The sequence below is a fragment of the Actinoplanes sp. NBRC 101535 genome (genome assembly GCF_030269225.1).
In the GTDB taxonomy this organism is placed as follows: Bacteria; Actinomycetota; Actinomycetes; order Mycobacteriales; family Micromonosporaceae; genus Actinoplanes; species Actinoplanes rectilineatus.
On the sequence record NZ_BSSY01000019.1, the window covers coordinates 126,645 to 152,538 of the forward strand.

At 73.4% G+C, this 25,894-nt stretch carries 15 protein-coding genes; 7 read left to right on the forward strand and 8 right to left on the reverse strand.

Annotated features, from left to right (window positions below; all coding sequences use genetic code 11):
- Window positions 1-702: 702 nt before the first annotated feature.
- Entirely contained in the window at window positions 703-1,047 is a 345-nt protein-coding gene (locus tag QSK32_RS37000; protein ID WP_045740682.1) for a TM2 domain-containing protein, read from the forward strand.
- Here QSK32_RS37000 and QSK32_RS37005 read toward each other — a convergent pair.
- Entirely contained in the window at window positions 1,007-3,826 is a 2,820-nt protein-coding gene (locus QSK32_RS37005; protein ID WP_285474566.1) for a hypothetical protein, read from the reverse strand. The genes QSK32_RS37000 and QSK32_RS37005 overlap by 41 nt on opposite strands.
- Window positions 3,827-3,883: 57 nt before the next feature.
- Here QSK32_RS37005 and QSK32_RS37010 point away from each other — a divergent pair, with 57 nt between their 5' ends.
- On the forward strand, window positions 3,884-4,897 hold the full coding sequence (locus QSK32_RS37010) for a phosphatidylinositol-specific phospholipase C (protein WP_285474567.1): 1,014 nt from the start codon (window positions 3,884-3,886) through the stop codon (window positions 4,895-4,897).
- A 117-nt stretch (window positions 4,898-5,014) separates the two neighbouring features.
- On the opposite strand, the gene QSK32_RS37015 is transcribed toward QSK32_RS37010, so the two are convergent.
- A complete protein-coding gene (locus tag QSK32_RS37015) occupies window positions 5,015-5,731 on the reverse strand; it encodes a TetR/AcrR family transcriptional regulator (protein ID WP_285474568.1) in 717 nt (238 codons plus the stop codon).
- Window positions 5,732-6,020: 289 nt separating this feature from the next.
- Here QSK32_RS37015 and QSK32_RS37020 point away from each other — a divergent pair, with 289 nt between their 5' ends.
- On the forward strand, window positions 6,021-6,461 hold the full coding sequence (locus QSK32_RS37020; protein ID WP_045740679.1) for a hypothetical protein: 441 nt from the start codon (window positions 6,021-6,023) through the stop codon (window positions 6,459-6,461).
- 333 nt (window positions 6,462-6,794) lie between these two features.
- On the opposite strand, the gene QSK32_RS37025 is transcribed toward QSK32_RS37020, so the two are convergent.
- Together QSK32_RS37025 and deoC are read right to left on the reverse strand one after the other, a co-directional pair.
- Window positions 6,795-7,598 (reverse strand): SDR family oxidoreductase, encoded by an 804-nt coding sequence (locus tag QSK32_RS37025; RefSeq protein WP_285474569.1) that lies wholly within the window; start codon window positions 7,596-7,598, stop codon window positions 6,795-6,797.
- Window positions 7,599-7,826: 228 nt separating this feature from the next.
- Window positions 7,827-8,522 (reverse strand): deoxyribose-phosphate aldolase, encoded by a 696-nt coding sequence (gene deoC, locus QSK32_RS37030; RefSeq protein ID WP_045740677.1) that lies wholly within the window; start codon window positions 8,520-8,522, stop codon window positions 7,827-7,829.
- Window positions 8,523-8,592: 70 nt separating this feature from the next.
- On the opposite strand from deoC, the gene QSK32_RS37035 reads away from it, so the two are divergent.
- From QSK32_RS37035 to QSK32_RS37050, 4 genes are all read left to right on the forward strand, one after another.
- On the forward strand, window positions 8,593-9,312 hold the full coding sequence (locus tag QSK32_RS37035; protein WP_045740676.1) for a GntR family transcriptional regulator: 720 nt from the start codon (window positions 8,593-8,595) through the stop codon (window positions 9,310-9,312).
- Between the two features lie 22 nt (window positions 9,313-9,334).
- Complete coding sequence (locus QSK32_RS37040) at window positions 9,335-10,717, forward strand: FAD-binding oxidoreductase (protein WP_285474570.1); 1,383 nt, start codon at window positions 9,335-9,337, stop codon at window positions 10,715-10,717.
- 14 nt (window positions 10,718-10,731) lie between these two features.
- A complete protein-coding gene (locus tag QSK32_RS37045) occupies window positions 10,732-11,163 on the forward strand; it encodes a hypothetical protein (protein WP_285474571.1) in 432 nt (143 codons plus the stop codon).
- A gap of 96 nt (window positions 11,164-11,259) precedes the next feature.
- Window positions 11,260-13,194, forward strand: coding sequence for an elongation factor G (locus QSK32_RS37050; RefSeq protein ID WP_285474572.1), 1,935 nt, complete (start codon window positions 11,260-11,262; stop codon window positions 13,192-13,194).
- On the opposite strand, the gene QSK32_RS37055 is transcribed toward QSK32_RS37050, so the two are convergent.
- The 4 genes from QSK32_RS37055 to QSK32_RS37070 all read right to left on the reverse strand — a co-directional run bounded on the left by QSK32_RS37055 (window position 13,112) and on the right by QSK32_RS37070 (window position 25,886).
- Window positions 13,112-13,858, reverse strand: a complete 747-nt coding sequence (locus QSK32_RS37055; protein WP_285474573.1) for a GntR family transcriptional regulator — start codon at window positions 13,856-13,858, stop codon at window positions 13,112-13,114. The two genes, QSK32_RS37050 and QSK32_RS37055, sit on opposite strands and share 83 nt — an antisense overlap.
- A 44-nt stretch (window positions 13,859-13,902) precedes the next feature.
- Complete coding sequence (locus QSK32_RS37060) at window positions 13,903-15,141, reverse strand: MFS transporter (RefSeq protein ID WP_285474574.1); 1,239 nt, start codon at window positions 15,139-15,141, stop codon at window positions 13,903-13,905.
- Between the two features lie 169 nt (window positions 15,142-15,310).
- Complete coding sequence (locus QSK32_RS37065; RefSeq protein WP_285474575.1) at window positions 15,311-15,583, reverse strand: DUF2716 domain-containing protein; 273 nt, start codon at window positions 15,581-15,583, stop codon at window positions 15,311-15,313.
- Window positions 15,584-15,632: 49 nt separating this feature from the next.
- A complete protein-coding gene (locus QSK32_RS37070) occupies window positions 15,633-25,886 on the reverse strand; it encodes a non-ribosomal peptide synthetase (RefSeq protein WP_285474576.1) in 10,254 nt (3,417 codons plus the stop codon).
- Window positions 25,887-25,894 lie beyond the last annotated feature (8 nt).

The window sequence follows — 25,894 nt, forward strand, 5'->3', positions numbered from 1 at the left end:
CGCCAGCAGCACCCGGTAGAGCCGCTCCCCCGGTTCGTCCGGCCCCAGCCGCAGCATCGACGCCACCGGAAACCGTTCCCCCGGCGGAAATCCGGCCCTCAGCGCACCCTCGTCAGGCAATCGTTCCCCACCACCGAGGCGCCGATAGAACTCCTCCGCGGTGGTCCGGCTGATCGCCTCGGCCGCGGCGCCTTCTCGTGTACGCAACGCGCGCCCGACCTCCACCCCATCGCTCCACCGTCGGGTGCCCGCCGCCCAGTGCAGTCCACGAAGCCCGACCGCGGTGTGGTCCGCCGCCCGTGCGAACTCCTCCACCAGGATCCCGCCCGCCACCAGGTAGTAGTCCAACTCCCCCCGGCCGCTCCCCACCACCGCGACCGCCCGCTGCGCAACCATGCGCCACACGGTAGTTGCCCCCACCGCCCCACGGCAGCCCCGCAGCCCGCACGCCCACCGCAGCCCCGCAGCCCGCACGCCCACCGCAGCCCCGCAGCCCGCACACCTCACCGACACGGCGGCCCTGCCATCCGCACGCCCCCAGCGCCCGGGCACCGGGCCTGCAACATGCCCGCGTTCGCCGCGCGCGGAGACCGCCAACCGCCCAGGGGAAGCCAGGCATCCCCACTCGCGTCGCCAAGCCGGGCGTCGATCTCCTCCCGGGGGAGGACCGCGGGTCCCGAACCGGGCGCTATCGTTGCCGCCATGATTCCGGAGAACCCGAGCCCACTCCCCGAGTGGGAGCGTCTCCGGGTTCAGCGTGCCGAGTTCGAGTACGAATCGGTCAAGAAGGATCCCCGTGTCGCCTACGCCCTCTGGTGCGTGCTCGGCCTGATCGGCGGCCACCGCTTCTACCTCGGTGACACCGCACGGTCGATCGCGATGCTCTTCACCTTCGGCGGTCTGGGTGTCTGGACCGTCGTCGACCTGTTCTTCGTCGGCCGTCGTGTCCACGCCGTCAACCAGCGGCGCCGGGCCGCCGTCATGGACCGTTACGGCATCCTGGACCTCACCCCGCCATCGCCGCCCGCAGTCGTCGCGCCTCTCTGACCACCCGCGCCTTCCCTTTCTGCTCCGCCAGCCCGGCGAGCGCATGCCAAGCCGCCACTTCCGCCATCTCCGCCAGCGCGGGCGGTCCCACATCGACGGGTGAGTCGACGGGTGAGTCGACGGGTGAGTCGACGGGTGAGTCGACGGGTGAGTCGACGGGTGAGTCGACGGGTGAGTCGACGGGTGAGGAAGCCCCGCTCACCGAAGAACCCACGCCCGCGAAGTCAGGCCCACCCGCAGAAACGGCGCCGTTCGCCGGGAAGGCATCGCTCGATGGCGTGGATCCGCCATCCGAGGACGTCTCGCCCTCCTCGGAGGCCGTCTCACCCTCGGAGGAGATGCCGCCCTCGGAGGAGATGCCGCCCACGGAGGAGATGCCGCCCACGGAGGAGATGCCGTCCACCGGCGATGGGCCGGCAGAAGGAGAGTCGCCCGTGGCAGGGGACTCACCGCCGGAACACGACCCGCCCGTAGGGCAAACCTCGCCCTCCGGGACCGCCGACCGCACCTGCGCACCCAACTCCAGCAGGTCGGCCAGCCCGTGCGAGCCGGCCGCCAGCACCGCGGGCACCGCCGCCACGATCACCTCCCACACCGCGGCCGACGCTCCCGCCCGATGCGCGTCGCCCAGGGACTGCACCGCCCGCCTGAGTTTCACCCGCTGGTTCGCCACCAGGTAGCCGAGCTCCGCCCCGACCGCCGCCGCGAACGGCTCGGTCCCTGCCGCCAGCAGCAGGAACGCGTCGACGGCCGCCACCCGGTCGGTCTCGTGCCCGGCGGCCAGCACGTAGGCCAGCCCCGCCGTCAACGCCGGCCCGATCGGCCCGTCACACTCCGCCAGCAGGGGCAGCAGCAAGCCGGGCCCGCGGACGTCGCTGTCGCCCGCGCGGGCCAGCTCGGAGATCGCCCAGGCCGCGCTGACCTCGCGATGATGGGGCAGGGCCGCCGCCAGCACCGAGAAATCCGTGATCCACGGCCCCCGATCCCACTCCGAGACCAGGTAGCGGGTCCACGACACCAGCGGTTCCTCGACCTCGAGTGTCGGGGGCCGTGCCGGGCTCAGATGTGTCACGATCCGCCGCGGTGTCCCTTTCTGCTCCGCGCGGGTGCTCACCGGGTCGGCCAGGCCACCTGCGGCCAGCCACCGCGCGAGGCGCACCCCGGCCGGTGAGGTCAGCCCGTCGGCGATCGCCGGGTCGGTGCCCCGGGGCAGCCGCAGCAGCGCCTGCTCGAAGTCGACCGGCCAGGGCTGCCACCCGTCCTCCTGCGCCCGGCGCAGGCGCGAGACCAGCGTCGCCGCGTCCAGGCTCCCGTTGACCCGGGTGGGTGTCGCCATCAGCATCGGCACCGGCTCGGCGACGAGTCGCATCGCGATCTCGGCGATCCGCAGGCCCAACAGCCGGTCGGGTGGGCCCTGCACCGACTCGGTCTCCAGGTCACCGGCGCATCCGTCGAGGACCGCCCGGATCACCGCCCCGAGGTGCTGGAACTGGGGCCGCGCCGGCCAGTGGGTCTGCCCGAACTCGCCGCCGTGCCGCTGCACCAGGTTTCGCAGCGCCGACCGGTCCGCCCCGGCGGGCAACGCGACCAGCCCGGCCAGCACGCGTTCCCACCGGACGGCGTCCTCCTCGTGCATCAGGACCGCGATCTCCTCGGCGAGCTCCACGGCCCCGCTGAGCGGCGGCGGCATCACACCCGCCTCGGCGACCGGTGGCAACGAGACGGGCCGCGACGGCGATCCGGGCCGCGCGGACAGGACGGGCCGCAGCAGCGAGCCGGATCCGGGTGACGCCTCGACGGCCGGTGCCGTGCCGACCAGCGCCCGCGCCAGGTCCTGCACGTCCAGAGCCGGGTGGGTCAACGCCACCTCGGCCACCGGCCGCACCACCGCCGGATCGTGCCGCGCCAGCCAACCCAGCTGGGCCGTCACCAGCGTCTTCTCCTTACGGACCAGCACCGCCGCGCTGACCTCGAGCAGCACCTCCACCTCGAGCATCCCGGCGTCGTCGAGCGCCCGCAGCGCCCGCTGCCCGGCCCGGGCGACCGTGGACGGGCCGTCGGTCAGCAGCCGCGCGTAGTCGGCGACGTGCCCGGCCGTCTCGTCCACGGTGGGCTCCAGCTCCTCGTGCAGGCGCAGGAACGGCCGCAGCCGCGGACCCGTGCCGCCCCGGACCAGCCGGTCGACGGTCGCCTCCAGGATCTGCCCGCGGGCCAGCCGACCGGACGCCACCAGCACCGCGATCTGCTCGGCGGTCGCCAGGTCGAGAAGGTCGAACGCGAACACCCCCGGCAGCAGCAGGTCGAGGAAGGGGCCGGCACCGAGGTCGCGCCCCGACGCCGGCAGCCAGCCGGCGACCACACCCTCGGTGACCGGCGGCATCCGCCCGGCCTCGATCAGCAGGCCCGACACGAGGTCCCACCCGCCGAACCAGCGGTCCTCGGTGCGCAGCCGGGACGCCAGCCGGACGGCCAGGTCACCCGTCCACGCGACGCCGCGGACCCGGAGCAGCGCGACCGCGGTGTCCGGCGGGATCTGCCCCCAGACCGCCCGCATGTCCCGGCGGCAGAGCAGCGCGGCGGCCCGGGCCGCCGACGGCATCGTGCCCAGAACGATCAGGCCGTGGGCGCCGGCCGGCTCGCGCATCGCCCGCGTCCGCGCCTCGACCTCGGACGCCAGCGCCCGCCGCTCCGCCTCACCGGCCGCCGCCAACAGCGCCGCGACGGTCACGGCATCGCCGCGCCGGGCATGCCGGTCGAGAACCCCCCACTGCAGAACCATGCCGGGAATCTAACGCGGGGGTACGACAACAATCGGAAGATCGATAGCCTGCTGTCCATGAAGCGCAAGCGGTCCCTGCTCCTCATCCCCCTCGTCGTCGGCGCGGTCCTCGTCGCTCCCCAGGCGGCACACGCCGACGACGCCTCCTACCGCACTCTGAGCACCGCGTCCAACCCCGACTGGATGCGCTCGCTGCCGGACTCGCGCAGTCTGTCGGCCCTGTCCATCCCCGGCACCCACGAGACGCTGTCGATCCTCGGCGGCTCGCTCACCCAGACACAGGAGAACTTCGGCGAGAGCGCGGCCACCCTGACCGCACAGCTCACCGCCGGCATCCGCATGATCGACGTGCGGGCCCGGGTGAACTCCGGCAACACGTTCACGGTCCATCACGGCGCGACCTATCAGAACGCCAACTTCGACGACGTCCTCACGAAACTGTCGTCGTTCCTGTCCGCGCACCCCGGCGAAACGGTCGTGCTGCGGTTCAAGCAGGAGTGCACCGGCGAACTCGGATCGTGCACCGACGCGAGCGGCCAGAACGGCTTCACCGACATCTTCGACGGCTACACGGCCCGCTATCCCGGACTGTTCTGGGCGCCGTCGGTCTCGCGTACCGCCAAGGCATCCGTCCCCACCCTGGGCGCCGTGCGCGGAAAGGTCGTCCTCGCGGCGATGCACGGCCCGCGCGGCGGGAACTTCGCCGGTTACGGCCTGTCGCAGTTCTCCGGCTGGAACGACGGCTCGTCGACCTACGTCCAGGACAACTACACGGTGTCGAGCGTCGGGGCCATCGCCACCAAACGCGACCAGGTCCGGCGTTTCCTCGACGTCACCAGCGCCGCCGACCCGAGCCTGATGTACGTCAATTTCGCCAGCGGCTCGAGCCTCTTCGCCCAGCCCTATCAGGTGGCCGGGGGTTCCCTCGGTGTGCAGGGCGTCAATCCGTTCCTGCTCATCTATCTGAACGAGGGCCCGGAGGTGCACACCCCGGTCGTCCGCACCGGCGTGATCATGCTCGACTTCCCCGGTGGCGGCCTGATCGACAAAATCATTTCCTACAACATTTAGGGGTACGCCGAAAGCACACGCCCGCCCCGGCCCGCATCACGCGCGTCCCGTTTCCGGAAGCTCTCCGTCGTCGTGGGACATGACGCCACTCCGGCGCCATGTCCCCCGTCCGGCATCTCAGTCGTGGTCCTCGGAGAGGACCATCGCGCCGTGCAGGAACAGGTCGACGAGCTGTTCCACGGTCACCTCCGGCTCGCCCGCGCCGGGCAGACGGCCCCGTCCCATGAACAGCCCGGTGAACGCCGCCGCCACCGCCTCGGCCGGGAGCCGCAGCCGGTCACGATCCGGTTCGATCAGTTCGAGGATCGCCTGCCGGGTGGCCGCCGTCGACGCTGCCCGGTCGAACGCGGCCGCGTGATCCTGCCGCTCCCCCGGCCCGTCGCCGACCGACCGGGGCCGGGCCGGCGCCTGATCACCGCCGTCCGGCACCTGATCGCCGCTCTCCGGCCGTGGACGGGCCGGCCCGTGATCGTCGCGGTAGCCGCCCGGTGGCCGGGGCCGGAACAGGCCCCCACTCGCCACGCTCATCGCCCCCACCACCGCGCCCATCCGCGACAGGTGGGCCTCGAGCGCGTAGACCGCCTCCGCCAACCGCGCCTCGATCGGCTGCTCCAGCGGGATCGACCGTAGCTCCTCCAGCACCGGCGCGGGATCCATCGCCGCGACGATGCAGGCCCGCAGCACCGCGTTCTTGTCGTCGAAGACCCGGAAGATCGTCGCCTCGCCGATCCCGGCCGCCCGCGCGATCTTCGCCGTCGTCACCGCCGCGCCCAGCTCGGCCACCAGCGGCAGCGCCGCCTGCACGATGGTCTCCCGCCGACGCTCCGGACTCATTCCCGCCGCTCGCCGGCGGTCCACTGTGTTCGCCATACCCGTCAAACTACGGAGTGAGTACTCACTCCGTCAACGCCCACCACGTGCCACACCCGCCCCGGCGCCCCTGACGGCCGCCCGCTCGCCGGTCGCCCCAGGACATCCGATCTTGAACGTTCGACCACACCTGGACGTGGTCGAACGTTCAAGATCGACGGGAAACCGAGAGGTCCACCGGCAGGAAGGGCGCGCCACAGTGGCAGACGGACGTGCCCGCCGACCGGGGACGGTGGCAGGCTAGGTTGCTGGGGTGACTCTCCTGAATGACGTGGCCGAACGTGACGGCTGGCGCTGCTGGGTGTGCGACGAGCGGGTCGACGCCGACATGTCGGTGAACGATCCCCGCGGCCCCAGCGTCGACAGCCGCACCGCCGACCGCAAGGCCAAGATCGCCGAACGCCTCGCCCACCGCGCCTGCAACACCCGCAAGGGCGCCGTGAAGGTCGTCATCGCCTGGCCGGACCGTCTCCAGGTGATCGAACCCGCCCCGCTGATCACCGTCGCGGAGCGCCTCGAACGCAAGGGTGGCCGCGAGTTGGTGGCCCGCTGCGCGAGCCGCAAGGACGCCCAGGACGCCGCCGACTGGCTCGTCGACCGCTTCTCCCGTCTGGCACCCGGCCTGCCGGTGACCGCTTCCGTCGAACCCGGCGCCGGCCAGTTCCTGGTAGCCCTGGCCACCGGCCGCCGCTGACAGGCCGGTTCTCTCCTGATAGCCCCAGCCACGTTCCGCGGTCAGTCCGCATGGTGACTACGGCCGCGCTGCACGCCCCAGGTCACCACACCCGACGTGGGCGTGGTGACTACGGGCGCGCTGGGCGCCCTAAATCACCACACCCAACCTGAACCGTGGTGACTACGGGCGTGCTGGGCGCCCCAATTCACCACACCCGACGTGGGCGTGGTGACTACGGGCGCGCTGGGCGCCCCAAATCACCACACCCGTCGCCGGCGTGGTGACTACGGGCGCGCTGGGCGCCCTAAATCACCACGCGGACGGGGTTGGCAGCCTTGCCAGGGGACGTTTCTAGCGGTTCAGGTCGTGCCTGCGGTGGACCAGCTTCTCCATGAACGTGGCCGGGGTCAGGCGCTTCAGCAGGAACACCGCGGGCGCGCTGCTGCCCACCGCGTAGAGCGGCTCGGGCCGGTCAGCCTCGACGGCCGCGACGATCGTGCCCGCGACCCGGGCGGCGGTGATGCCGGCGCGTTCGTTGCGGTCCAGGGCCGCCACCATGGTGGTGAACTCGGGGGCGTAGACCGAGTCGTCGGCGACGTAACTGGTGCGCCGTTCGCTGATGCCGGTGCTGATCGAGCCGGGTTCCACCGTGGTCAGCCACACCCCGAACGGGGTCAGCTCCTGCCGCGCGCCGTCGCTGAAACCCTTGAGGGCGGCTTTGCTCGCCACGTAGGACGACCGGTACGCCAGCGGGAACGACGCCAGCATCGAGCCGATCATGACGATCCGGCCGTAGCGCCGGGCCCGCATCCCGGGCAGGGCCAGTTGGGCGAGCCGCACCGGACCGTGCACGTTGATCTCGAACAGGCGCCGCAGCACGTCGCCGGGCAACTCCTCGAACGGCCCGGACTGGCTCTCGCCGGCATTGTTGATCAGCACGTCCACGGTGGCCAGCGGCTCCGCGAGCGCCTCCACCGATGCGGGTGACGCGAGGTCGAGCGCCAGGTATTCCACCCCGGTGATCCGGTGGTCGGCCGGGATCGCGGCCGGCTCCCGGCTGGTCCCGAGAACCCGGTATCCCTTGGCCACCAGGGCCGCCGCCGTCGCCTTGCCGATCCCGGACGATGCGCCGGTGACCAATGCCGTCCTCGTCACCGCTGCACCCTATCCCGCCGCCGGGCCTCCCGGATCCCACCGACAGCCGCTGTGGACCACGGGCGCGGCGGGCGATCACTGTCGGTCGCCACGGCGAGCCGCGGCCCGCACCGCGGCAAGCATGCGCGGCAGACGATCGATGTCGGTCAGCCGCGCCGAGCTACCAACGGCGGGACGGTCCGGTCCGCCGCGGGGCGGGACCGGTCGTTCTCCCGTACGGCAGAAGACTCAAGCGCGACCGCCCGGGGCCGTGAGCTGACGGCGGGTGAGGTCTTCGAGGATGTCGGCGGTGGACGACGAGCCGAACCGGGTGACGCCGACCGCCGTCATCGCCAGGATCGCGTCCAGGGTGCGCACCCCGCCGGATGCCTTGACCTGCACCTTTGCCGAGACGGCGGAGCGCATCAGGGCGACGTCGTCGACGGTGGCACCCTTCGGGGCGAAGCCGGTGGAGGTCTTGACGAAGGCGGCGCCGGCCCGCTCGGACGCCCAGCAGGCGGCCAGCTTCTCTTCGTCGGTCAGGTACGCCGTCTCGAGAATGACCTTGACGTGGGCGTCCCCGGCGGCCTTGACGATCGCCTGGATCTCCTGCTCGACGGCGTTGATGTCGCCGCCGCGCAGCCAGCCGATGTTGAGCACCATGTCGATTTCGGTCGCGCCCTGGGCGACGGCGAGTTCGGTCTGGGCCACCTTGGTCTCGGTGGCGCTGTCGCCGTGCGGGAAGCCGATCACGGTGCCGACCTTGACGTCGCTGCCGGCGAGCAGCTGCGCGGTGAGGGGGACGTCGGCGGGGCGGACGCACACCGAGGCGACGTTGTATTTGAGTGCGATCGCGCAGCCCTCGCGGACGTCCTCGTTCGTGAACTCGGGCCGGAGAATGGAGTGGTCGATCATCTTGGCGATCTGCGCGACGGTGAAGTTCATGGGACAGAAAACTACCTGTCTAGACAGCCACCTGTCTAGACAGGTTGCGATCGTGGGTAGGGTGAGGCGCATGTCCGGGGGACCCGATTTCGCGCCGCGCTACTTCCGCATCGAGCAGGCGCTGCGCGCCCGGATCGCGCAGTCACGCCCGCACGACCCGCTGCCCAGCGAGCCGGAGCTGGCCCGCGAACACGGGGTGAGCCGGATGACCGCCCGCGCGGCGGTGACGCAGCTGGTCAACGACGGTCTCGCCTACCGCGCTCCGGGCCGTGGCACGTTCGTCGCGGTGCCCACCGGCCCGCGCCGCGCCGACAACCTGGTCCGGCTCAGCGAGGAGATCCGCAAACAGGGCAAACATCCCTGGTCCCGGGTGGTGCTCGCGGAGCTGCGGCCGCCCACCACAGTCGAGGCCACCCGGCTGCGGCTGCGCACCGGCGACGTGATCGCCATCCACCGCGTGCGGCACGCCGACGAGGAGCCGATCGCGTTCGAGCGCGCGATCTATCCCGGCACGGTGCCCGCACTGCTCGACGCCGACCTGACCGGCTCGGTGCACGAGGCTCTGGTCGCTCTCGGACACACCCCGGTCCGCGGCACGGCGACGCTGACCGCCCAGTCGGCCACCGAGGAGGACGCCGGGCTGCTGCAGGTCACCCCCGGCTCGGCGCTGCTGGTCGAGGAACGCCTGATCCTCGACCAGGACGGCCGGCCGCTGGAGCTGAGCGAGTCACGGTACGCCGGTGACCGGTACCGATTGGACGTGGCTTTCGGCGTGGAGCCCCTCGGCTGAGCCGGAGATGCGACGCTGAGGCATGCGCCTCACCCGTCGCGCGTTACTCACCGGCGGCCTCGGCCTGCTGATCCCGCCACCACCCGGCCCGGACTGGAAAGCCCTGGCCGCCGGCGTCGACGGTGCGGTCCTGCTGCCCGGCCAGGCCGGCTACGACAGTGCCCGGCGGCTCGTCGACCCGCGCTTCGACCGCATCCGGCCACCCGCCGTGGTCCGCTGCTCCGGCGCGGGCGACGTCGCGGAGGCGGTGCGCTTCGCACGCACGTCACGGTTGCCGGTGGTCGTCCGGGGCGGCGGTCACTCGTACGCCGGAGCCTCCGTCTCGTCCACCGCGCTGATCCTCGACGTCCGCGAACTCGACGACGTCCACGCCGACCCGGCGAGCGGAACCGCCACGATCGGCGGCGGCGCGCTGCTCGGCGACGTCTACCAGCGGCTGCACACCGCCGGGCGGGGCATCCCGTCCGGGTCCTGCGCGACGGTCGGGATCGGCGGCATCACGTGCGGCGGCGGAATCGGCCGGTCAGCGTCCGCGTGGGGCCTGACCTGCGACGCGGTCGTCGCGGCGGAGGTCGTCACCGCGGACGGGCAGCTGCGCACCGTCGACGCCGACCGGGAACCCGACCTGTTCTGGGCGCTGCGCGGCGGCGGTGGCGGGGCGTTCGGGGTGGTGACGTCGTGGCGGATGCGGACCTTTCCGGCGGGGACGGGCGGGAGTTTCGTTCTGGCGTACCCCTGGGAGGCGGGACCGCAGGTCGCCGCCGGATGGCAGCGGCGGATCGCCGCGGCGCCGGACGAGGCCTGGTCGGTCTGCCGGTTCGTCACCGACGCCGAAGGCCGTTGCGAGGTGCGCCTCGGCGGCCTGGTCCTCGGCGGCGACGCGGACGACGAGGTGGCGGTGCTCGGCCGGGCGGTCGGCCGGGAGCCGGCGTCGGTCACGGTCGAACTGGTGACGTACCCGGAGGTCCCGGCCCCGGTGACCCGCCGTGCCACCGACTACGTGGGCAGCGAGGTCTTCCGGCAGGAGCTGCCGCCCGCGGCCGTCGAGGCGCTGATGGCCGTGGTGGCGCAACGGGCCCGGGACCGGCGGCCGGGCAGCGCCGAGCTGAAACGGATGACCGGTGCGCCCGCGCGGGTGCCGGCCGGGGCTACCGCGTACCCCTGGCGGGATGCCCGGACGGTGATGCAGTGGCTGGTCCGCGGGGTGGACGACGCCACCGCCCGGCCGTGGATAGAGGCGGGCCACCGGGCGATGGCCCCGTGGTCGGCCGGCCGGTACGTCAACTACCTGGAGCCGGGGAGCACCGACTCGGCGGTCTACCACGGCGCGCACCTGGACCGGTTGCGGAGCATCCGCGCCGCGTCGGATCCGGACGGGCTCTTCCGTCACGTTCCGCCGGGCTGACCCGTCCTCGTTGCATGATCAGTCCCTCTGGCAAGCGCGTGCTCGTCGCGCTCCTGGCCGTGACCGCCGCCGTCGTCGGGGTGTGGGCCGCGGCGTTCCCGGTCTCCTTCCACACCGACTTCCCGATCGCCGGGCGCGGCTGGGTGTCGGCGCTCGGTCCGTACAACGAACATCTGATCCGGGATGTCGGCGCGCACTACCTGGGTCTGCTGGTGCTCAGCGTGTGGACGTTGCGGCGGCCCACCCCGGCCGCACTGGCGGTGACCGGCGGCGCGTGGACGGCCTTCAACAGCGTGCACTTCCTCTGGCACGCGCTGCACCTGGGCGTGTTCCCGGTCGCCGACCGGATCGGCAACATGGTCGCGCTCGGCGCCGTCCTGATCGCCTCGCTGCTGCTGCTCACCCCGTCGCGTAAACCGGTCGACACGGCCGCCGTGCCGGAGTAGGAAACGAGGGGCAGGTCCGCCGAAGCGAGGAGCATCCGATGCGCCGACTCATGAGTGATTCCCCGGCCACTGTCGCCCACACTCATGAGGGACTTCGTGACACGCACACTCAACCTCGGCATCCTGGCGCACGTCGACGCCGGTAAGACGAGTCTCACCGAGCGTCTGCTCTTCGACACCGGCGCCATCGACCGTCTCGGCAGCGTCGACGGCGGTGACACCCGGACCGACCGCGGCGCGGTGGAACGCCGCCGTGGCATCACGGTCCGGGCCGCCGTCGCCGCGTTCACCATCGGTGACCTGCAGGTCAATCTGGTCGACACCCCCGGCCATCCGGACTTCGTCGCGGAGGTGGAACGCGCCCTGCCGGTGCTCGACGGCGCGATCCTGGTGATCTCCGCGGTGGAGGGCGTCCAGGCGCAGACCCGGGTGCTGATGCGTTCGCTCCGGGCGCTGGGGCTGCCCACCCTGCTGTTCGTCAACAAGATCGACCGGGCCGGCGCCCGCGATGCCGCCCTGATCGCGGAGATCGGCCGGCGGCTGGGCGTGCCGGCCGTGCCGATGCAGACGGTCACCGGTCTCGGCACCCGGCGGGCTGCGGTGACCCTCCGCGGCCTGGATGATGCTGATTTTCGTACGGAGTTGGCGACCGCCCTGGCCGAGCGGGACGACCGGATGCTCGCCGCGCTGGTCGACGACGTCGTGCCGTCGGCGGGGGCGGTCCGGCGGGCGCTGCACCGGCAGACCACGACCGGACGGTTCCATCCGGTCTGGTTCGGGTCGGCACTCGACGGCACGGGGATTCCGGCGCTGCTCGCCGCGATCCGGGACCATCCGCGGCCGGCCCGCCCGCCGGTGGACACGGTTCGCGGCACGGTCTTCGCGGTGGAACGCGACGGCGGGGAGCGTACGGCGTACCTGCGTCTCTGGTCCGGTTCCCTGCAGGCCCGGCAGCGGGTGACGTTCCGGCGGCCCGGTCCCGGCGGGCGGGTCGCCGAGCACACCGCCCGGATCGGCAACCTGGCGACGGTCGGCGGCGGGGACCTCGTCGCCGGCGGCATCGGGGTGGTCCGCGGCGTGGCCCTGCGGATCGGTGACGAGATCGGCGACACGGCCACCCGGGGCCCGCAGTTCTCGCCGCCGGTCCTCGAGGCCGTGGTCCGGCCGGTGCAGCCCGGCGAGGAGGCCCGGCTGCACGCCGCTCTGCAGCAGCTCGCCGACGAGGACCCGCTGATCCGGACCCGGACGGTGCCCGGCGGCGCCACGTCGGTCCTGCTCTACGGCGCGGTGCAGCAGGAGGTGCTCACCGAGCGGCTGGCTGCCGAGTTCGGGATCGGTGCGGCGTTCGAGCCGGTACGCCCGGTCTGCTTCACCCGGCCGGCCGGTGCCGGCCACGGCCTGTACGCGTTCGACCGGCACGGCCCGAACGAGTTCTGGCAGACGGTGGGCCTGCGGGTCGAACCGCTGCCGCCCGGGACCGGCAACCGGTTCCGCCGGGAGGCCGAACGGGGGTTGCTGCCGCGCGGCTACCACCAGGCGATCGAGGACGCGGTGTTCGCCACCCTCCACGAGGGGATCCACGGTCAGGAGACGACCGACTGCGCCGTGACGGTGACCCGGCTCGACTACGTGGCGCCGCTGAGTTCGGCGGCGGACTTCCGGGCGCTCACCCCGAGGGTGCTGCGGGCCGCCCTGGCGGACGCGGGTCTCCGGGTTCACGAACCGGCGTACCGGCTGGAACTGGAGATCCCGGACGACACCCTCAGCGCGGTGATCGGGATGCTCGCCGGGCTGGCCGCCGAGGTCGGGCAGATCACCACGGCCGCCGACGGGTGGCGTGTCGCGGCGGTGCTGCCCGCCCGGCTGCTGTCGACGGTGGCCCGCCGGCTGCCGGGTCTGACCCGCGGCGAGGGCGCGCTGTGGCACTCCCCCGGCGGCGACCTGCCGGTCAGTGACCGCTCTGGATCACCGACAGGTTCCCCGCCTCCGCCCGCAGCGCGTACTTCGCCAAGTAATAGGCCTTCCCACTGAGCTGCGCCGTCTGGGTGACGATCAGGACCGGTTCGGCCGGGTCGGCACCCAGCGAGGCGGCCCGGCCCTCGCCCAGCACGCCCGGGGTCAGCCGGGCCACCCCCGCGCTGATCGCCGGGCCGCTGCGCCGGAGCAGCACGGACAGCAGGGTGCCCGGGACGGTGGTGTCCTCCTCGGTCAGCGGGCCGGCGGCGGGCACGTGCTCCTGCGCCAATGCGACCGGCCGGCCGTCGCGGCGGATCACCGTCTCGACGAACCAGGTCGGGGTGTCCGCCGCGACACCCAGTTCCTCGGCGACGAACGTCGAGGTGGTCGGCTGCAGCATCACCGCGGTGCGTTCCAGTTCGAGGTTCACGCCGAGCAGTTCCTCGACCGGGCGCAGCCGCTCCAGGCCGATCTGCGGCAGCGAGTCGGCGACGAACCGGCCGATGCCCCGCCGGGACACGATGAAACCGTCCTCGTCCAGCAGCATCAAGGCTTCCCGGACGACCGTGCGGCTGACGCCCAGCAACTGGCCCAGCTCCGTCTCGGTCGGGATCATCGAGCCCGGGGTGAGCACGCCGCTGCGGATGCCGTCGAGGACCCGGCTGTGCACCAGCACCCGCAGGGGGACGGCCTGGTCGCGGGGCAGCGGCGCGGACAGGAAGGAGAGGCGGTCGGCCACGGGGTTCGTCGGTTCCGTTTCGCTCGTGTCTGTTTCCGACGATGCTAGAGCTGCGCCGTCGCCATCTCCCGCACCGGGCGGGGCTCCACGGTGCGCCGCAGCAGCACCGGCCGGGCCGCCACCGCCCCGGCCGCCGCCAGCACCGACGCGCCGATCACCGCGGCCGCCGTGCCGGTGACCTGCCACTGCTCGGTCAGCAGGCCGGCCAGGTAGGTGCCACCGCCGATACCGACGTTGAACGCGCTGACCACCCAGGCGTTGACCTCGGTGGACAGGGCCGGCGGGGTGGTGCGTTCGGCGACCGTGAAGACCAGGGTCAGGTAGGGCGACAGGCAGATGCCGCTGACGAACGACGCGGTCAGCCAGTAGGCCGGCGGCGTCTGCACGAAGGCGGTCGGCACGTACAGAACGGCGAGCAGCAGCAACGCCGGGCGCACCAGTCTCTCCGGGGCGGTGCGGAACGGGCGGCGGGCCACGTACACCGCACCCAGGAAGGCACCGGCGGCGTTCAGGGCGAGACCCCAGCCGGACAGCGACTCCTGCCCGGCGCTCGCCGCGTGCGCGGTCGCCGTGATCGCCAGGATGCCGACCGGCATGCCCGCCGCGACCTGCGCGAGGACCAGCGTGCGGGTGGCCGGCAGGCGCAGCGGTGACCGGCGGCGTCCGCTCGGCACCGGCACCGGCGTGGTGGGAGCGAGCACCCCGTGCAGGCAGAGCAGGACCGTGCCGACCAGCCCGGCCAGCCCCATCACGACGACGGCGGCCGGGGCGCCGAAGACAGCGATGCTGATCGCACTGGCCAGCGGACCGAGAACAAAGATCAGCTCTTGTACGGCTGCGTCAGCACTGAACGCCTGCACCAACTGCCGGCCCGGCCGCATGATCCGCGGCCAGAGGCTCCGCAGCACCGGCTCGATCGGCGGCGCGCCCGCCCCGGCGATCAGCGCGCAGGCCACGGCGACGGCGGGCATCCCGGGCGCGGCCAGGGCCAGCCCGCCGAACGCGACGGACGCGGCCGTCGCGGCGATCAGCAGCACCGGCCGGGGCCGCCCGGTGCGGTCGATGATCCGGCTGAGCAGCGGCGCACCGATCGTCCCGGACACGATGTAGACGGCGGTCAGCGTGCCGGCGAACGCGTAGTCTCCGCCGGCGTCCAGCACGATCCGCAGCAGGGCGAGCGAACTCATCGCCTGGGGCAGCCGCCCGATCAGTGACGACGTCAGCAACGTGGCCGAAAGTCTCATCTGCCCCCGGCTCATCGCCGAGTTCTCTTCCACATCCACGCCGCATGCCACCAAGATCCGAAGTTGTTATACAAGCTCAGCCTACAACCTCGGGATCGGTCGGCGCCCCCTCCGCCGGGAGCCCCTGTGGCCGGTCTCACCAGTCGGCGCTCTCAGGTCCTGCGCACGACCGGCAGCCACAGGGCGAGCTCCGGGACGAGCACCTCGGTCAGTAGGACGTGTGCTGCCAGTCCAGCGCGACCAGGGGAACGTCCGCGGCGAAAACGGTGATCAGGGCGGCGAGCACCTGCGCGTTCAGCGCATCCTCGTCAGCGGTGAAGCCGCCGGCCCGGTCGAAGACGGCACCGAGGTCGAACGTCACCGCACCGGCCGGCTCGTCGATGGCCGGCCAGTTCGCGGGCTCCATCCCCGACCGGAAACGGAACCTATCGCCGTCCCGGATCCGCTGCCACGCATTGTTGTCCCACTCAGGCCCATTCACGACACGGATCGTCACATCCGGCCGACTTCGCTCACCCCACGATGCGGCCTCAGTGGATCAGACGGGGACTGACCTCCTGGCTCAGCAGGTGCAGTGGGGCCGCCCGCACGCCCGCCGCGTCCAGCGCCGCCCAGTACGCGGCGGCCGCCTCCGGGGTCACCGGACCGCAGACCGCCGGCAGCCCGGGTGTCGTCGCGTGCAGCAGCGACTCCGTCTGGCAGGACGCCACCGCCCCCGGCAGCCGGAACTGGCCGGACGCCGCCACCGCGGGCAGGCCGTCCGCCACCGTGCGGGACGCCGCGCCCAGGTCGAGCAGGCCACCGCCCACCACCAGCACGTCACCTGCGGACCGCATCCGGGCCAGGGCGCGGACCGGGTCGAAGCAGTGCGGGAACGAGTCGTCCACCAGGATCGTGCCGGGGCGCAGCCGGTCGACGTCCAGGGTGCCCGGTCCGCCGCTGGTCGCGGCCACGATCACGTCAGCGCGGTAGACGGCGTCCGGCCCGTCGGTGGCGACCTCGACCGGCCCGGGACAGGTCGACGCCAGGGCGGTCAGGCGCGGACCCGCGGACGGCAGGTCGCAGAGGATCAGGCCGGCCGGGGCTCCGGCGCGGGCCAGCAGCAGGCTCAACGATGACGCCCCGATCGACCCGACGCCCAGGATCGCGACCACGCTGTCCGACCAGGATCGCCCGGCGGCGTCGAGTGCGGCCAGCGTGGTCCGGACCACGCTGGCCGCCGTCACGGCATGCCCGGTGGTGACGGCCACGGGCGTCCGCACCAACGGGACGACCGTCGTCGCGTACCCGGTGAAGGCGGGAATCATCCCCGCCAACGACACGCTGCGGGCACCGTGGGCTGCGGCGATGTCGACCGCGGCGGCGGTTTCGGCGGCCAGGCCACCACGGGCGGCGAGTTCGTCGGCGAAGCGGGGCAGCGCGACGAACCCGGACCTGCCGAGCGGCGTGTCCACCACCTCCAGCAGCCGCGGGACGCCGCCCGGGAACAGCGTCTCCCGAATCGTCTCCCGGTCCACCGACGACAGGGCCGGCGACGACAGGGCCGGCGACGACAAGGCCGACGATGACAAGGCCGACGATGACAAGGCCGACGACGGCAGTCCCAGCGATGACAGGTGTTCGGGTGACGGCAGGTAGCCGATCAGGGCCGCGTCCAGGGCGGTCCCGGTGAGCGCCGCCTGGATCTCGGCGGCGATCCGGGACAGCTCCTCGCGGGGCACCCGTCCGCGCAGTGTCAGGCGCAGGCCGCCGCCCTCGACCGGGCGGGCCGCCAGCAGCACGTCCGTCCCCGGCGGCACGGACAGTTCCGCGTCCTCTTCCTCCCAGCTCAGACGCAGTGTCGCGGATCGCACGTCGCCGAGGGCCGCGAAGTCCAGGTAGGTGAAGAAGTACTGCCAGCCCTGCGGCGCGGTGAACGTCCTGGTCCGGGCCTCGGTCACGGCCGCCGCGGTCCGGGCGACCTGTCCGGGGAAGTCGCCGGGACCGAACTCCACGGCCACCGCCGTCGCGCACGGTCCGAAGATCCGGCCCAGGTCCGGCAGCGAGTGATCCCGGCCGGTCACCGCCACGCCGACGACGACGTCCGCGCGATCCCCCACCCGGCGCAGTCCGTGACCGAACGCGGCGAGCACCGGCGCGAACGGCGTGGTCCCCGCCTCGGCGGCCATCTGCCGGACCCGCTCGGCGCCGACGGTGAAACCGACAGCGCCCGAGGTCACGCCGGGGACGAACGTGCCGCCCCGCCGCGGTGCCGGAATCGGACGGTCCCGCTCGAGCAGCGCCACGTAGTCCCGGAACGTCGACCGTAGCGGCGCCGGCTCACCACCGTCGTAAACGGTCAGCAGGTCCCGCGCGAGCAGCGCCACGCTGTACCCGTCGCCGATCAGATGGTGCGCGTGCAGGAGCAGCACGTGCTCCTGCGGCCCGTACCGGAGCACCCGCATCCGCAGCAGCGGCCACTCGTCCAGGTCGAAACCGTGGGCCCGCTCCGCCGCCGACTCCACGGCCAGTGACCGAGGTTGATCAGTCCAGCCGACGGTCAGGCGTACCCCCGGCTCCAGCACACGCTGCATCGGTGGCCGCGCCTGCGCCCGGACGACGACGCGCAGCATCGGATGACGGTCCACCATCGCGTCGACGGCCTGCTGGAATCGGTCACGGTCGAGCGGCCCGTGCAGGCGCGGGGTGGCCAGCCAGGTGGACGGCGCACCCATCGCGTCCGCCAGCAGGAACCCGCGCTGGCTCGCGCTGAGCGGGAAGTCCTCGCCCATCGCGGCGCTCGGGAGAACCGGCGGCCCGGTCACGGCCGTTTCCAGCACGGCGGCGAGTTCTTGCAGGGTACGCGCGGAGTACACCACCGTGGGCCGCGGCAGACCGGACAGCTCCGCCTCGAGCGCGGTGAACATCTCCAGCACGCCGATCGAGTCGCCGCCGAGCGCGAACCAGTCGTCGCGCCGGCCGATCGCCGCCCGGCCCAGCTGCCGTTCCCACACGCCCGCAAGTAGGTGTTCCATAGCGGTCACCGGCGGTTCGAAGGTGTCCACCGCGACCGGCACCGGCACCAGCGCCGCCCGGTCGATCTTGCCGGTGGCGGTGAGGGGCAGGTTCGTCACCAGCTCCACCGTGGCCGGCACCAGATAGGCCGGGAGCAGCCCTGCCAGATGGTTCCGCAGGTCCGCCGCCGAGCAGGCCGGGTGCCCGTCCCGCGGCTGCACCCAGGCGACCAGGCGTCCGCCGTCGACCCGGACCGCGGCCCGGTCCACGGCGGGGTGCCCGCGCAGCACGGCCTGCACCTCGCCGGGCTCCACCCGGTAACCGTGGAGTTTCACCTGGTCGTCGGCCCGCCCGCGGAACCAGAGCAGCCCGTCGGCGTCGCGGACCGCCCGGTCGCCACTGCGGTACCACCGCCGCCCGGCCCGCTCCACGAACACCGCCGCCGTCTGTTCCGGATCATCCAGGTAGCCGTCCGCGAGCCCGGTTCCGCCGATCCACAGCTCGCCGATCTCGCCGTCCGCACAGGTCTGCCCGTCCGCGCCGATCACCGCGACGGTCGCCCCGCCGACCGGCCGCCCGATCGGCAGGTGGTGGACGCCGTCGTCCGGCCGTGCCCCGACGACGTGGAAGGTCGCGTTGATCGTGGTCTCGGTCGGCCCGTACAGGTTGCTGATCCGCTGACCGGAACCGAACAGGTCGAACCAGCGCCGCACCGGCTCCGGCGACAACTCCTCGCCGCCCACGTGCACCCAGCGCAGCGCGAGATCCGGCAGAATGTCGCGTTTCTCCACCTCGGTGAGCAGCCGCTCCCACAGCGTGGGCACCGAACTCCACACCGTGATCCGGTCCCGTTCGACCCGGCGCAGCAGCTCACCGGGGTCCCGCACGGTGTCGCGGTCCCAGGCGACGACGGTCGCGCCGACGAGCAGCGGCGCCAGGATCTGCCGCACCGAGGCGTCGAAGCAGATCGAGGCGGTCTGCGCCAGCCGGTCCCCGGCGTGGTAGCCGAAGGTGGTGACGGCCCAGTCCAGGTAGTTCGCCATGGCCCGGTGGCTGATCGGGACGCCCTTGGGGCGCCCGGTCGACCCCGACGTGAAGATGACGTAGGCGTCGTCCCCCGGTTCGGCGTTCTTGGAGTCGACGTTCTCGGCGCCGGCGGGCAGCTGTTCGGCGGCCAGGGCGTCGATCACGATGAAGGCGGGACCGAGTGCCGCGGCCGCCTCCCGCGTCGAGGCGTCGGCGACCACGACGGTGGCTCCGGCCCGGGTGAGCTGCGCGACCAGTCGAGCCGTCGGATGCGCCGCGTCCAGCGGAACCCACGCCGCACCCGCCCGGAGGATCCCCACGACCCCGGCCACGGTCGCCGCTCCCGGCCCGGTGAGCAGCCCGACACGGCCGGCCCCATGAGCGGCCACCCGCCCGGCGAGATCCGCAGAGGCACGATCAAGATCTTGATACTTCAGGGGTACGCCGTCCGTGAGCACCGCGATCCCGTCCGGAGTCCGGGCGCACTGCTCCCGGATCCGGTCCACGATCGACCTCGTCCCGGTGCCCGTCGCCGCGTCGTCCGATGCCGCCAGCGCGATGATCTCCTCGAGGTGCTCTGCGGCCAGCCGTGCGACGGTCGACGGCGTGAACAGGGCGGCCGGATGGTTCCAGCTGAAGTGCAGGGCGCCCTGGGCCTCGAAGCAGACCAGGCTCAACCGGGTGGCCGCGGAGGCGGTGGCCGCGGTGGTGGCGACGACGTGACCGCCGTAGCCACCCGTGCCCGTGCCGGGGAACCGGGCGAAGCTGAAGCCGGCCGGGCTCACCGTCCGCGGTCCCGCGCCGTCCCCGGTCACCAGGCGGGCGATGTCCACGCTCGACACCGAGCCGTGCTGTTCACTCGCCAGCCACGCGTCCCGCAGACGGCCTGCCAGCGTCGTGACCGGCTCGCCGGTGACCTCGGCGAGCACCGGCAGCGTGTCCGCGAACGGTCCCACCATCCGGTCCACCCCGGCCAGCCGAGCCTCCCGCCCCGCCCGGGCCACCATGATCGGGACCCGGTCCTGCCCGCTCCACCGGGCGAGGCATCGGGCGTACCCGGCGAGCAGCAGGTGGAACACCGTCACCCCGGCCGCCCGGGCCCGCTCCTCGAGCCGTCCGGTCAGCCCCGGATCAGCAACGACCTGGTGCACCAGATAGGGCGGACGCGGCTCACCACCCGGCTCCCCGTCGACCGGCAGGACCAGCCGCGGGTACCCGTCGAGCGTGTTCCGCCAGTACTCCCGGTCATCGGAGCTGGGCGCCGCCCGCATCGCCTCGTGGTCGGCGAAGGTCGTGGCCGGTTCCGCGCCCGGGGAGCGTCCCGCGTACAGCGCCCACAGTTCGTCGCCGAGCACCGCCAGGCTGTACCCGTCCGCGACCGCGTGATGCGCCACGAACAGCAGATGCGCGACTCCCGCGGCGTCGGTGGCCAGCACCACCCGCACCGGAGCGTCGACGCTCAGGTCGAACGGCCGGTTCCGCAGGTCCCGGTCGAGCTCCTCGATCGCCCCGCCCACCTCGGCGACCGTGAACCACTCCGGCACACGCTCCGCACCCGCCGCCGCCAGGGTCCGCTGCCCGTCGATGTCGAGCCGGGTCCGCAGCATCGGATGCCGGCGCTCCAGCACGCCGAGCGCTCGTCCCAGCCGCTGTGCGTCGACCGGCCCCGCCAGGGTCTGCCGGACGGCCGCGTAGGCGGGAACATCCGGATAGAGCCGCCCGGTCGTCACGAACGCCCGTTGCACCGGACTCAGCGGCACCGGCCCGGGTGTCTGCTCTCCGGCCAGGTGGCGCACCAGGTCCGCCGTGGTCGGATGCTCGAAGAAGAGGGTGGTCGACAGCGTCCGCCCGAGCCGGGTCTCCAACTCCTTGACCAGGTCGACGGCGGTCAGCGAATCCAGTCCGAGCCCGAGGAACGGTTCGTCGGCGCCGATGCTCGCCGGATCCTGGTTCAGAGCCGTCCCCAGCAACTCCAGTACCAGCGCCGTCAACGGCACGGCGTCGACGTCCACCTCCGGGCGTTTCGCTGCCACCGACATCACCGCAGCCGGATGGTCATGGCCCGCGGACGGTGTCACCAGCACCTGGGCTGCGGCAAGAGCCGCCGCTGACCACAGGACCTCGGGCACGTGGTCCACGGGCAGGCCGGGGCCGCCCGCCCGGTGGGACGCCGCCATGCCGGCACCGGTCAGCGCGGGCAGGTTGACGGCGACGAAACGGCGGCCGGTGGCCCGCTGGGCGGTCGCGAAGGCGTCCAGGAACAGGTTGCCGGCCACGTAGTCACCGACCGCCCCGGCCAGCGCGGGGAGCACGGTGGACACCGACGACAGCGCCACGAACAGGACGTCCTGCCCACTCAGGGCGGCGGCCAGCAGCGACGTGCCGCGTACCTTCGCGGACATCCCGGCGGCCAGCTCCGCCGGGGTCTTCGCACTCAGGCTGCCGGGCCGGACCACACCGGCGGCGTGCACCACCACGTCGAAGGTCCGGCCGTCGACCAGGGCGGCCACGTCCTCGGGGACCGTGATGTCGGCGACCCGGTATTCGACCGTCGCCCCGAGTCCGCGCAACTCCTCCACCAGCCCTGACGGTTCCGCGGACCGTCCGGCCAGCAGCAGCGTCGGCTGTCCACGGCGAGCCAGGTGCCGGGCGACGGCCGCGCCGACGGCACCCGCCCCACCCGTGATCAGGTAGGCCCCCTCGGCCGGCGGGCCCACAACAGGCTCGTCGCCGACCGGTACGAACGTTCGTGCCAGCCGGCGACCCGCACGCCAGGCCACCAACTCGGCCGGTCCCGGTACGGGTGGGGCCGAGCGTTCCCGTTCCACCGCGGCTCGCCGGCTCTCCGCGGTGTCGGCGGTGGAGACGTCGACGATCCGTACGCCCAGCTCAGGGCTCTCGTCCGCCAGCGCCATGGCCAGCCCGGCAAGGACCGCATGCGCCGGATCCGCCGTCTCCGCCGTCTCCGCGTCGGTGGCGTGCAGATTCTCCGTGACCACCAGCAGGTGGCCGGTCCGCGGCACCGCCAGCAGCCCGGCGACGTCGGCCGAACCCTCGAGGACGGTGACCGCTCCCCGCGCGGGACCGGAGACGATCGGGGCTTCCCGCCATCGGGGCAGCGACAGCGTCGGGGCGGGCGGATCCGTCACCCAGTAGCGCCGGCGCTGGAAGGGGTAGACCGGAACCGGTACCCGACGGGTGCGGGCGTCCAGGGGCGTGCGGTCCACCACGGCTCCGAGCAGCCACAACTCCCCCACGGTCGCCAGGAGTCCGGCGGTGTCCACCCCGGCGCGCAGCATCCGCGGGACAGGCGGCTCGCCGTCGCCGCACCAGACCAGCACGTCGTATTCGGCCGTGGTGTCGGTGACCGGCTCAGCGCGTACCCCCGAGGACAGCAACCGATCCGCCCGGGCCTGTCCCGCGGCGTCCCCGGTCAGCAGCCCCACCCGCACCCCGTTCGTCACGGGACCGGCCGGTGTCACCTCGGCCAGCCGCGCGGCCAGGTCGCCGTCGGCCACCACCGCGATCCGGTAGGGTGCGTCGTCCCGGGCCGTGGACGCCGACGCGCCGATGTCCGCCTCGGGAATCTCCGGATGGTCCCGGACGAACTCCGCCAACTCCCGCGCGAGAACCCGCAGCGCGGCAGCCGACCGCGCCGACACCGTCACCAGGTGCGGGCCCGCGGCCGCGCCCGGAGACACCGCCCCGGAGCGGTCGCCGGGCGCGGCCGCCAGGATCGCGTGCGCGTTGGTGCCGCCGAACCCGAAACTGTTGACCGCGGCCACCGTCCCGGACCACGGCCGGCGCGAGGTCACCACCGTGAACCCCGCGCCCGCCAGGTCGGCGTGCGGCGACGGGCGGTGGTGGTGCAGCGAGGGCGGCAGTTCGCCGTGCCGCAGGGCCAGGATCACCTTGAGCAGGGCCGGCATGCCCGCCGCGTTCAGCAGGTGACCGATATTGGTCTTGACCGAGCCGAGCAGCAGCGGTTGCGCGGCGAACGCGTGGGCCAGCGAACGCACCTCGATCGGGTCGCCGACCGCCGTGCCGGTGCCGTGCGCCTCGACGTAGCCGACCTCCGCCGGGTCCACACCGCTCTGCCGGTACGCGTCCACGATCACTTCCCGCTGCCGGAGCGGGTTCGGGGCCAGCAGGCTCAGCGACCGGCCGTCGTTGTTGACCGCGGTGCCCCGGACCACCGCCAGGACCTGGTCAGTCTCCGACTGCCCGAGCCGGGTCAGCACGATGGCCGCGCCGCCCTCGCCGGGCACGAACCCGTCGGCGTCGGCGTCGAAGGCGCGGCACCGCCCGGTCGGGGACAGCGCCTGCGCCGCGCCGAGGAGGGTCTCCGCGGTGTCGGTCAGCAGCAGGTTGACGCCGCCGACCACGGCGATGTCGCAGTCGCCGGCGGCCAGGCTGAGGCGGGCGTAGTGCAGCGCCACCAGCGCGGACGAGCAGGCCGTGTCGATCGCCACGGCCGGTCCGCGCAGGTCGAGCAGGTGGGCGACCCGGGCGGCGGTAAGGTTTCGCAGCACGCCGGTGAGGGTGGTGGCGCCGGTCAGTTCCGGGTAGCCGCTCTCGCCGACCGCGGCGAAGACGCCGATCCGGTGGGCGTGGCGGCGCGGTCCGGCGTACCCGGCACGTTCCAGCGCCTCGTGGGCCAGTTCCAGGAAGATGCGGGCGTGCGGGTCGAGGTGGCGTGCCTCGTCGGCCGGGATGCCGAAGAAACCGGCGTCGAAGAGCGACGGGTCCGCGAGGAACGCGCCCGGCCGCGGGCCGGTGGTGACGCTGTCCCGGCCGGCCAGCAGGTTCGCCCAGAACTGGTCGGGGGTGTCGGCGTCCGGGAACCGGCAGGCCATCCCGATGACGGCGAGGTCGGTGCCGGGAGCGGCCCGGCGAGAGACCGGCGCCGGGCGATCCTCCATGGTCAGGAGCCGGTCGGCCAGCGCGGTCACGGTCGCGCCGTCGCGCAACAGGACCGGCTCGAGGGTACGCCCCACAGCGTCCTCCAACCCCGCGAGCACCTCCATCGCCGCCAGCGACGAACCGCCGATCGCCAGGAACCGGTCGTCGTCCCCGATCCGTTCCGCGGGCACCCGCAACACCCGCGCCCAGACGGCCCGCACCAGGTCGAGCATCTCCGCCCGGGTGCCGGGCACGGCCGTCGCCGCCGGGACGGGCACGCTCACCTCGTCGTCGTCCGGTGCGGCGGGCGACGCGGTGATCCGGTCCCGCAGCGACTGCCGGCGCAGCTTGCCGCTCGTGGTGCGGGCGAACGCCCCGCTCGGCACCACCTGAACGCTCACCCCGTCGTACGCCAGCGCCTCCGCGACCCGGGACCGCACCCGCTCGGCGGCGGTGGGATCGGAGCGCACCGCGGCCGCGGCGACGAACACGACGACCCGTTCCCGCCCGCTCGCCGGGTCGGTCGCGCCGACCACCGCGACCGGCCCGGTGCCCAGTCCCGGCGTGGCGGCGGCCACCTCCTCCAGGTCGGCGGCGTGGAAGGTACGGCCGTGGACGAAGAGCACGTCCTTCGCCCGGCCGGTCACCACCAGGCGGCCGTCGCGCAGGTATCCGATGTCGCCGGTGCGCAGCCACTCGCCGAGACGCAGGGCGGCGGACGCGTCCGGCGCCCGGTGGTATCCGCGGGTCACGTTCGGGCCGCTGACCTGGATGTTCCCGACGAGGCCGTCTTCGAGGGGGGTGTCGGTGTCGTCGGTGACGCGGATCCGGCAGCCGGGCACCGGGTGGCCGACGTCCATGAACTCCACGGCGTCGGGGGCGGTCGACGGCACCGCCACGCCGCGGGCCAGGGCCGCCCGGCTCAGGCGGACCGGCACGGCCAGTTCCCCGGCCGGGGCGAAGGCCACCGCCACGGTCGCCTCGGCCAGCCCGTACACCGGCTGCAGTGTCTCGGGGCGCAGCCCGGCCGTGCCGAGCCGGTCGGCGAAGGCCCGCCAGACCGCCGGGGAGATCGGTTCGGCGCCCACCATCACGAGGCGCACGCAGCTCAGGTCCAGGGTGGTCAGCACGTCGTCGCGGACCCGCCGCACGGTCAGGGCGAGGGCGAAGTTGGCCGCGGACAGCACGGTGGCGCGGTGCCGTTCGGCGGCCCGCAGCCACGTCTCGGGGCGTTTGGCGAAGGTCAGCGGGGCGATCCGCACCTGGCGGCAGCGCACGTGCATCGGCACCAGGTGGGTGCCGATCAAACCCATGTCGTGGAAGTACGGCATCCAGGTGAGCACGACGTCGGCGCCGGTGATCGCGGCGGCTTCGGCGGCCTGCCGCACGTTGGCGGCCAGATTGCCGTGGGTGAGCTCGACGCCCTTGGGGTCGCCGGTGCTGCCCGAGGAGAACTGCAGGAACGCCAGGTCGTCGGCGGTCACCGGGACGGGCCGGTCGAGGGGTTCCGCGGCACGCAGCGCCTCGAGGGTCAGATCACCGGACGACGACTCCGGGACGTCGCCCAGGACCCGGCGGACCGCGGCGAGGCGGCCGGGCTCGGGCGGCAGCGGCACCGGGACGACCCCGGCGACGATCGCGCCCCAGAACAGCGGCAGGAACTCGGTGCTGTCCTCGGCGAGCAGCAGCAGCGGATCGCCGGGGCGCAGGCCGGCCGCGTGCAGTCCGGCGCCGATCCGCAGCGCGTCGGCGTACAGGTCGGCGTAGCGGGTGGTCCGCTCGTCGCCGTCGGCGCCGACATGCACCACCACCTGGTCCGGAGCCAGGGTGGCGGCGCGGATCAACACATCGGTCAGCGTCATGATCGACA

Excerpts from the sequence above, each read along its gene's own strand:
- QSK32_RS37000 (WP_045740682.1), top strand. The coding sequence starts at position 703 with ATGATTCCGGAGAACCCGAGCCCACTCCCCGAGTGGGAGCGTCTCCGG.
- QSK32_RS37005 (WP_285474566.1), bottom strand. The coding sequence starts at position 3,826 with ATGGTTCTGCAGTGGGGGGTTCTCGACCGGCATGCCCGGCGCGGCGAT.
- QSK32_RS37010 (WP_285474567.1), top strand. The coding sequence starts at position 3,884 with ATGAAGCGCAAGCGGTCCCTGCTCCTCATCCCCCTCGTCGTCGGCGCG.
- QSK32_RS37015 (WP_285474568.1), bottom strand. The coding sequence starts at position 5,731 with ATGAGTCCGGAGCGTCGGCGGGAGACCATCGTGCAGGCGGCGCTGCCG.
- deoC (WP_045740677.1), bottom strand. The coding sequence starts at position 8,522 with ATGAACTTCACCGTCGCGCAGATCGCCAAGATGATCGACCACTCCATT.
- QSK32_RS37035 (WP_045740676.1), top strand. The coding sequence starts at position 8,593 with ATGTCCGGGGGACCCGATTTCGCGCCGCGCTACTTCCGCATCGAGCAG.
- QSK32_RS37040 (WP_285474570.1), top strand. The coding sequence starts at position 9,335 with ATGCGCCTCACCCGTCGCGCGTTACTCACCGGCGGCCTCGGCCTGCTG.
- QSK32_RS37045 (WP_285474571.1), top strand. The coding sequence starts at position 10,732 with ATGATCAGTCCCTCTGGCAAGCGCGTGCTCGTCGCGCTCCTGGCCGTG.
- QSK32_RS37070 (WP_285474576.1), bottom strand. The coding sequence starts at position 25,886 with ATGACGCTGACCGATGTGTTGATCCGCGCCGCCACCCTGGCTCCGGAC.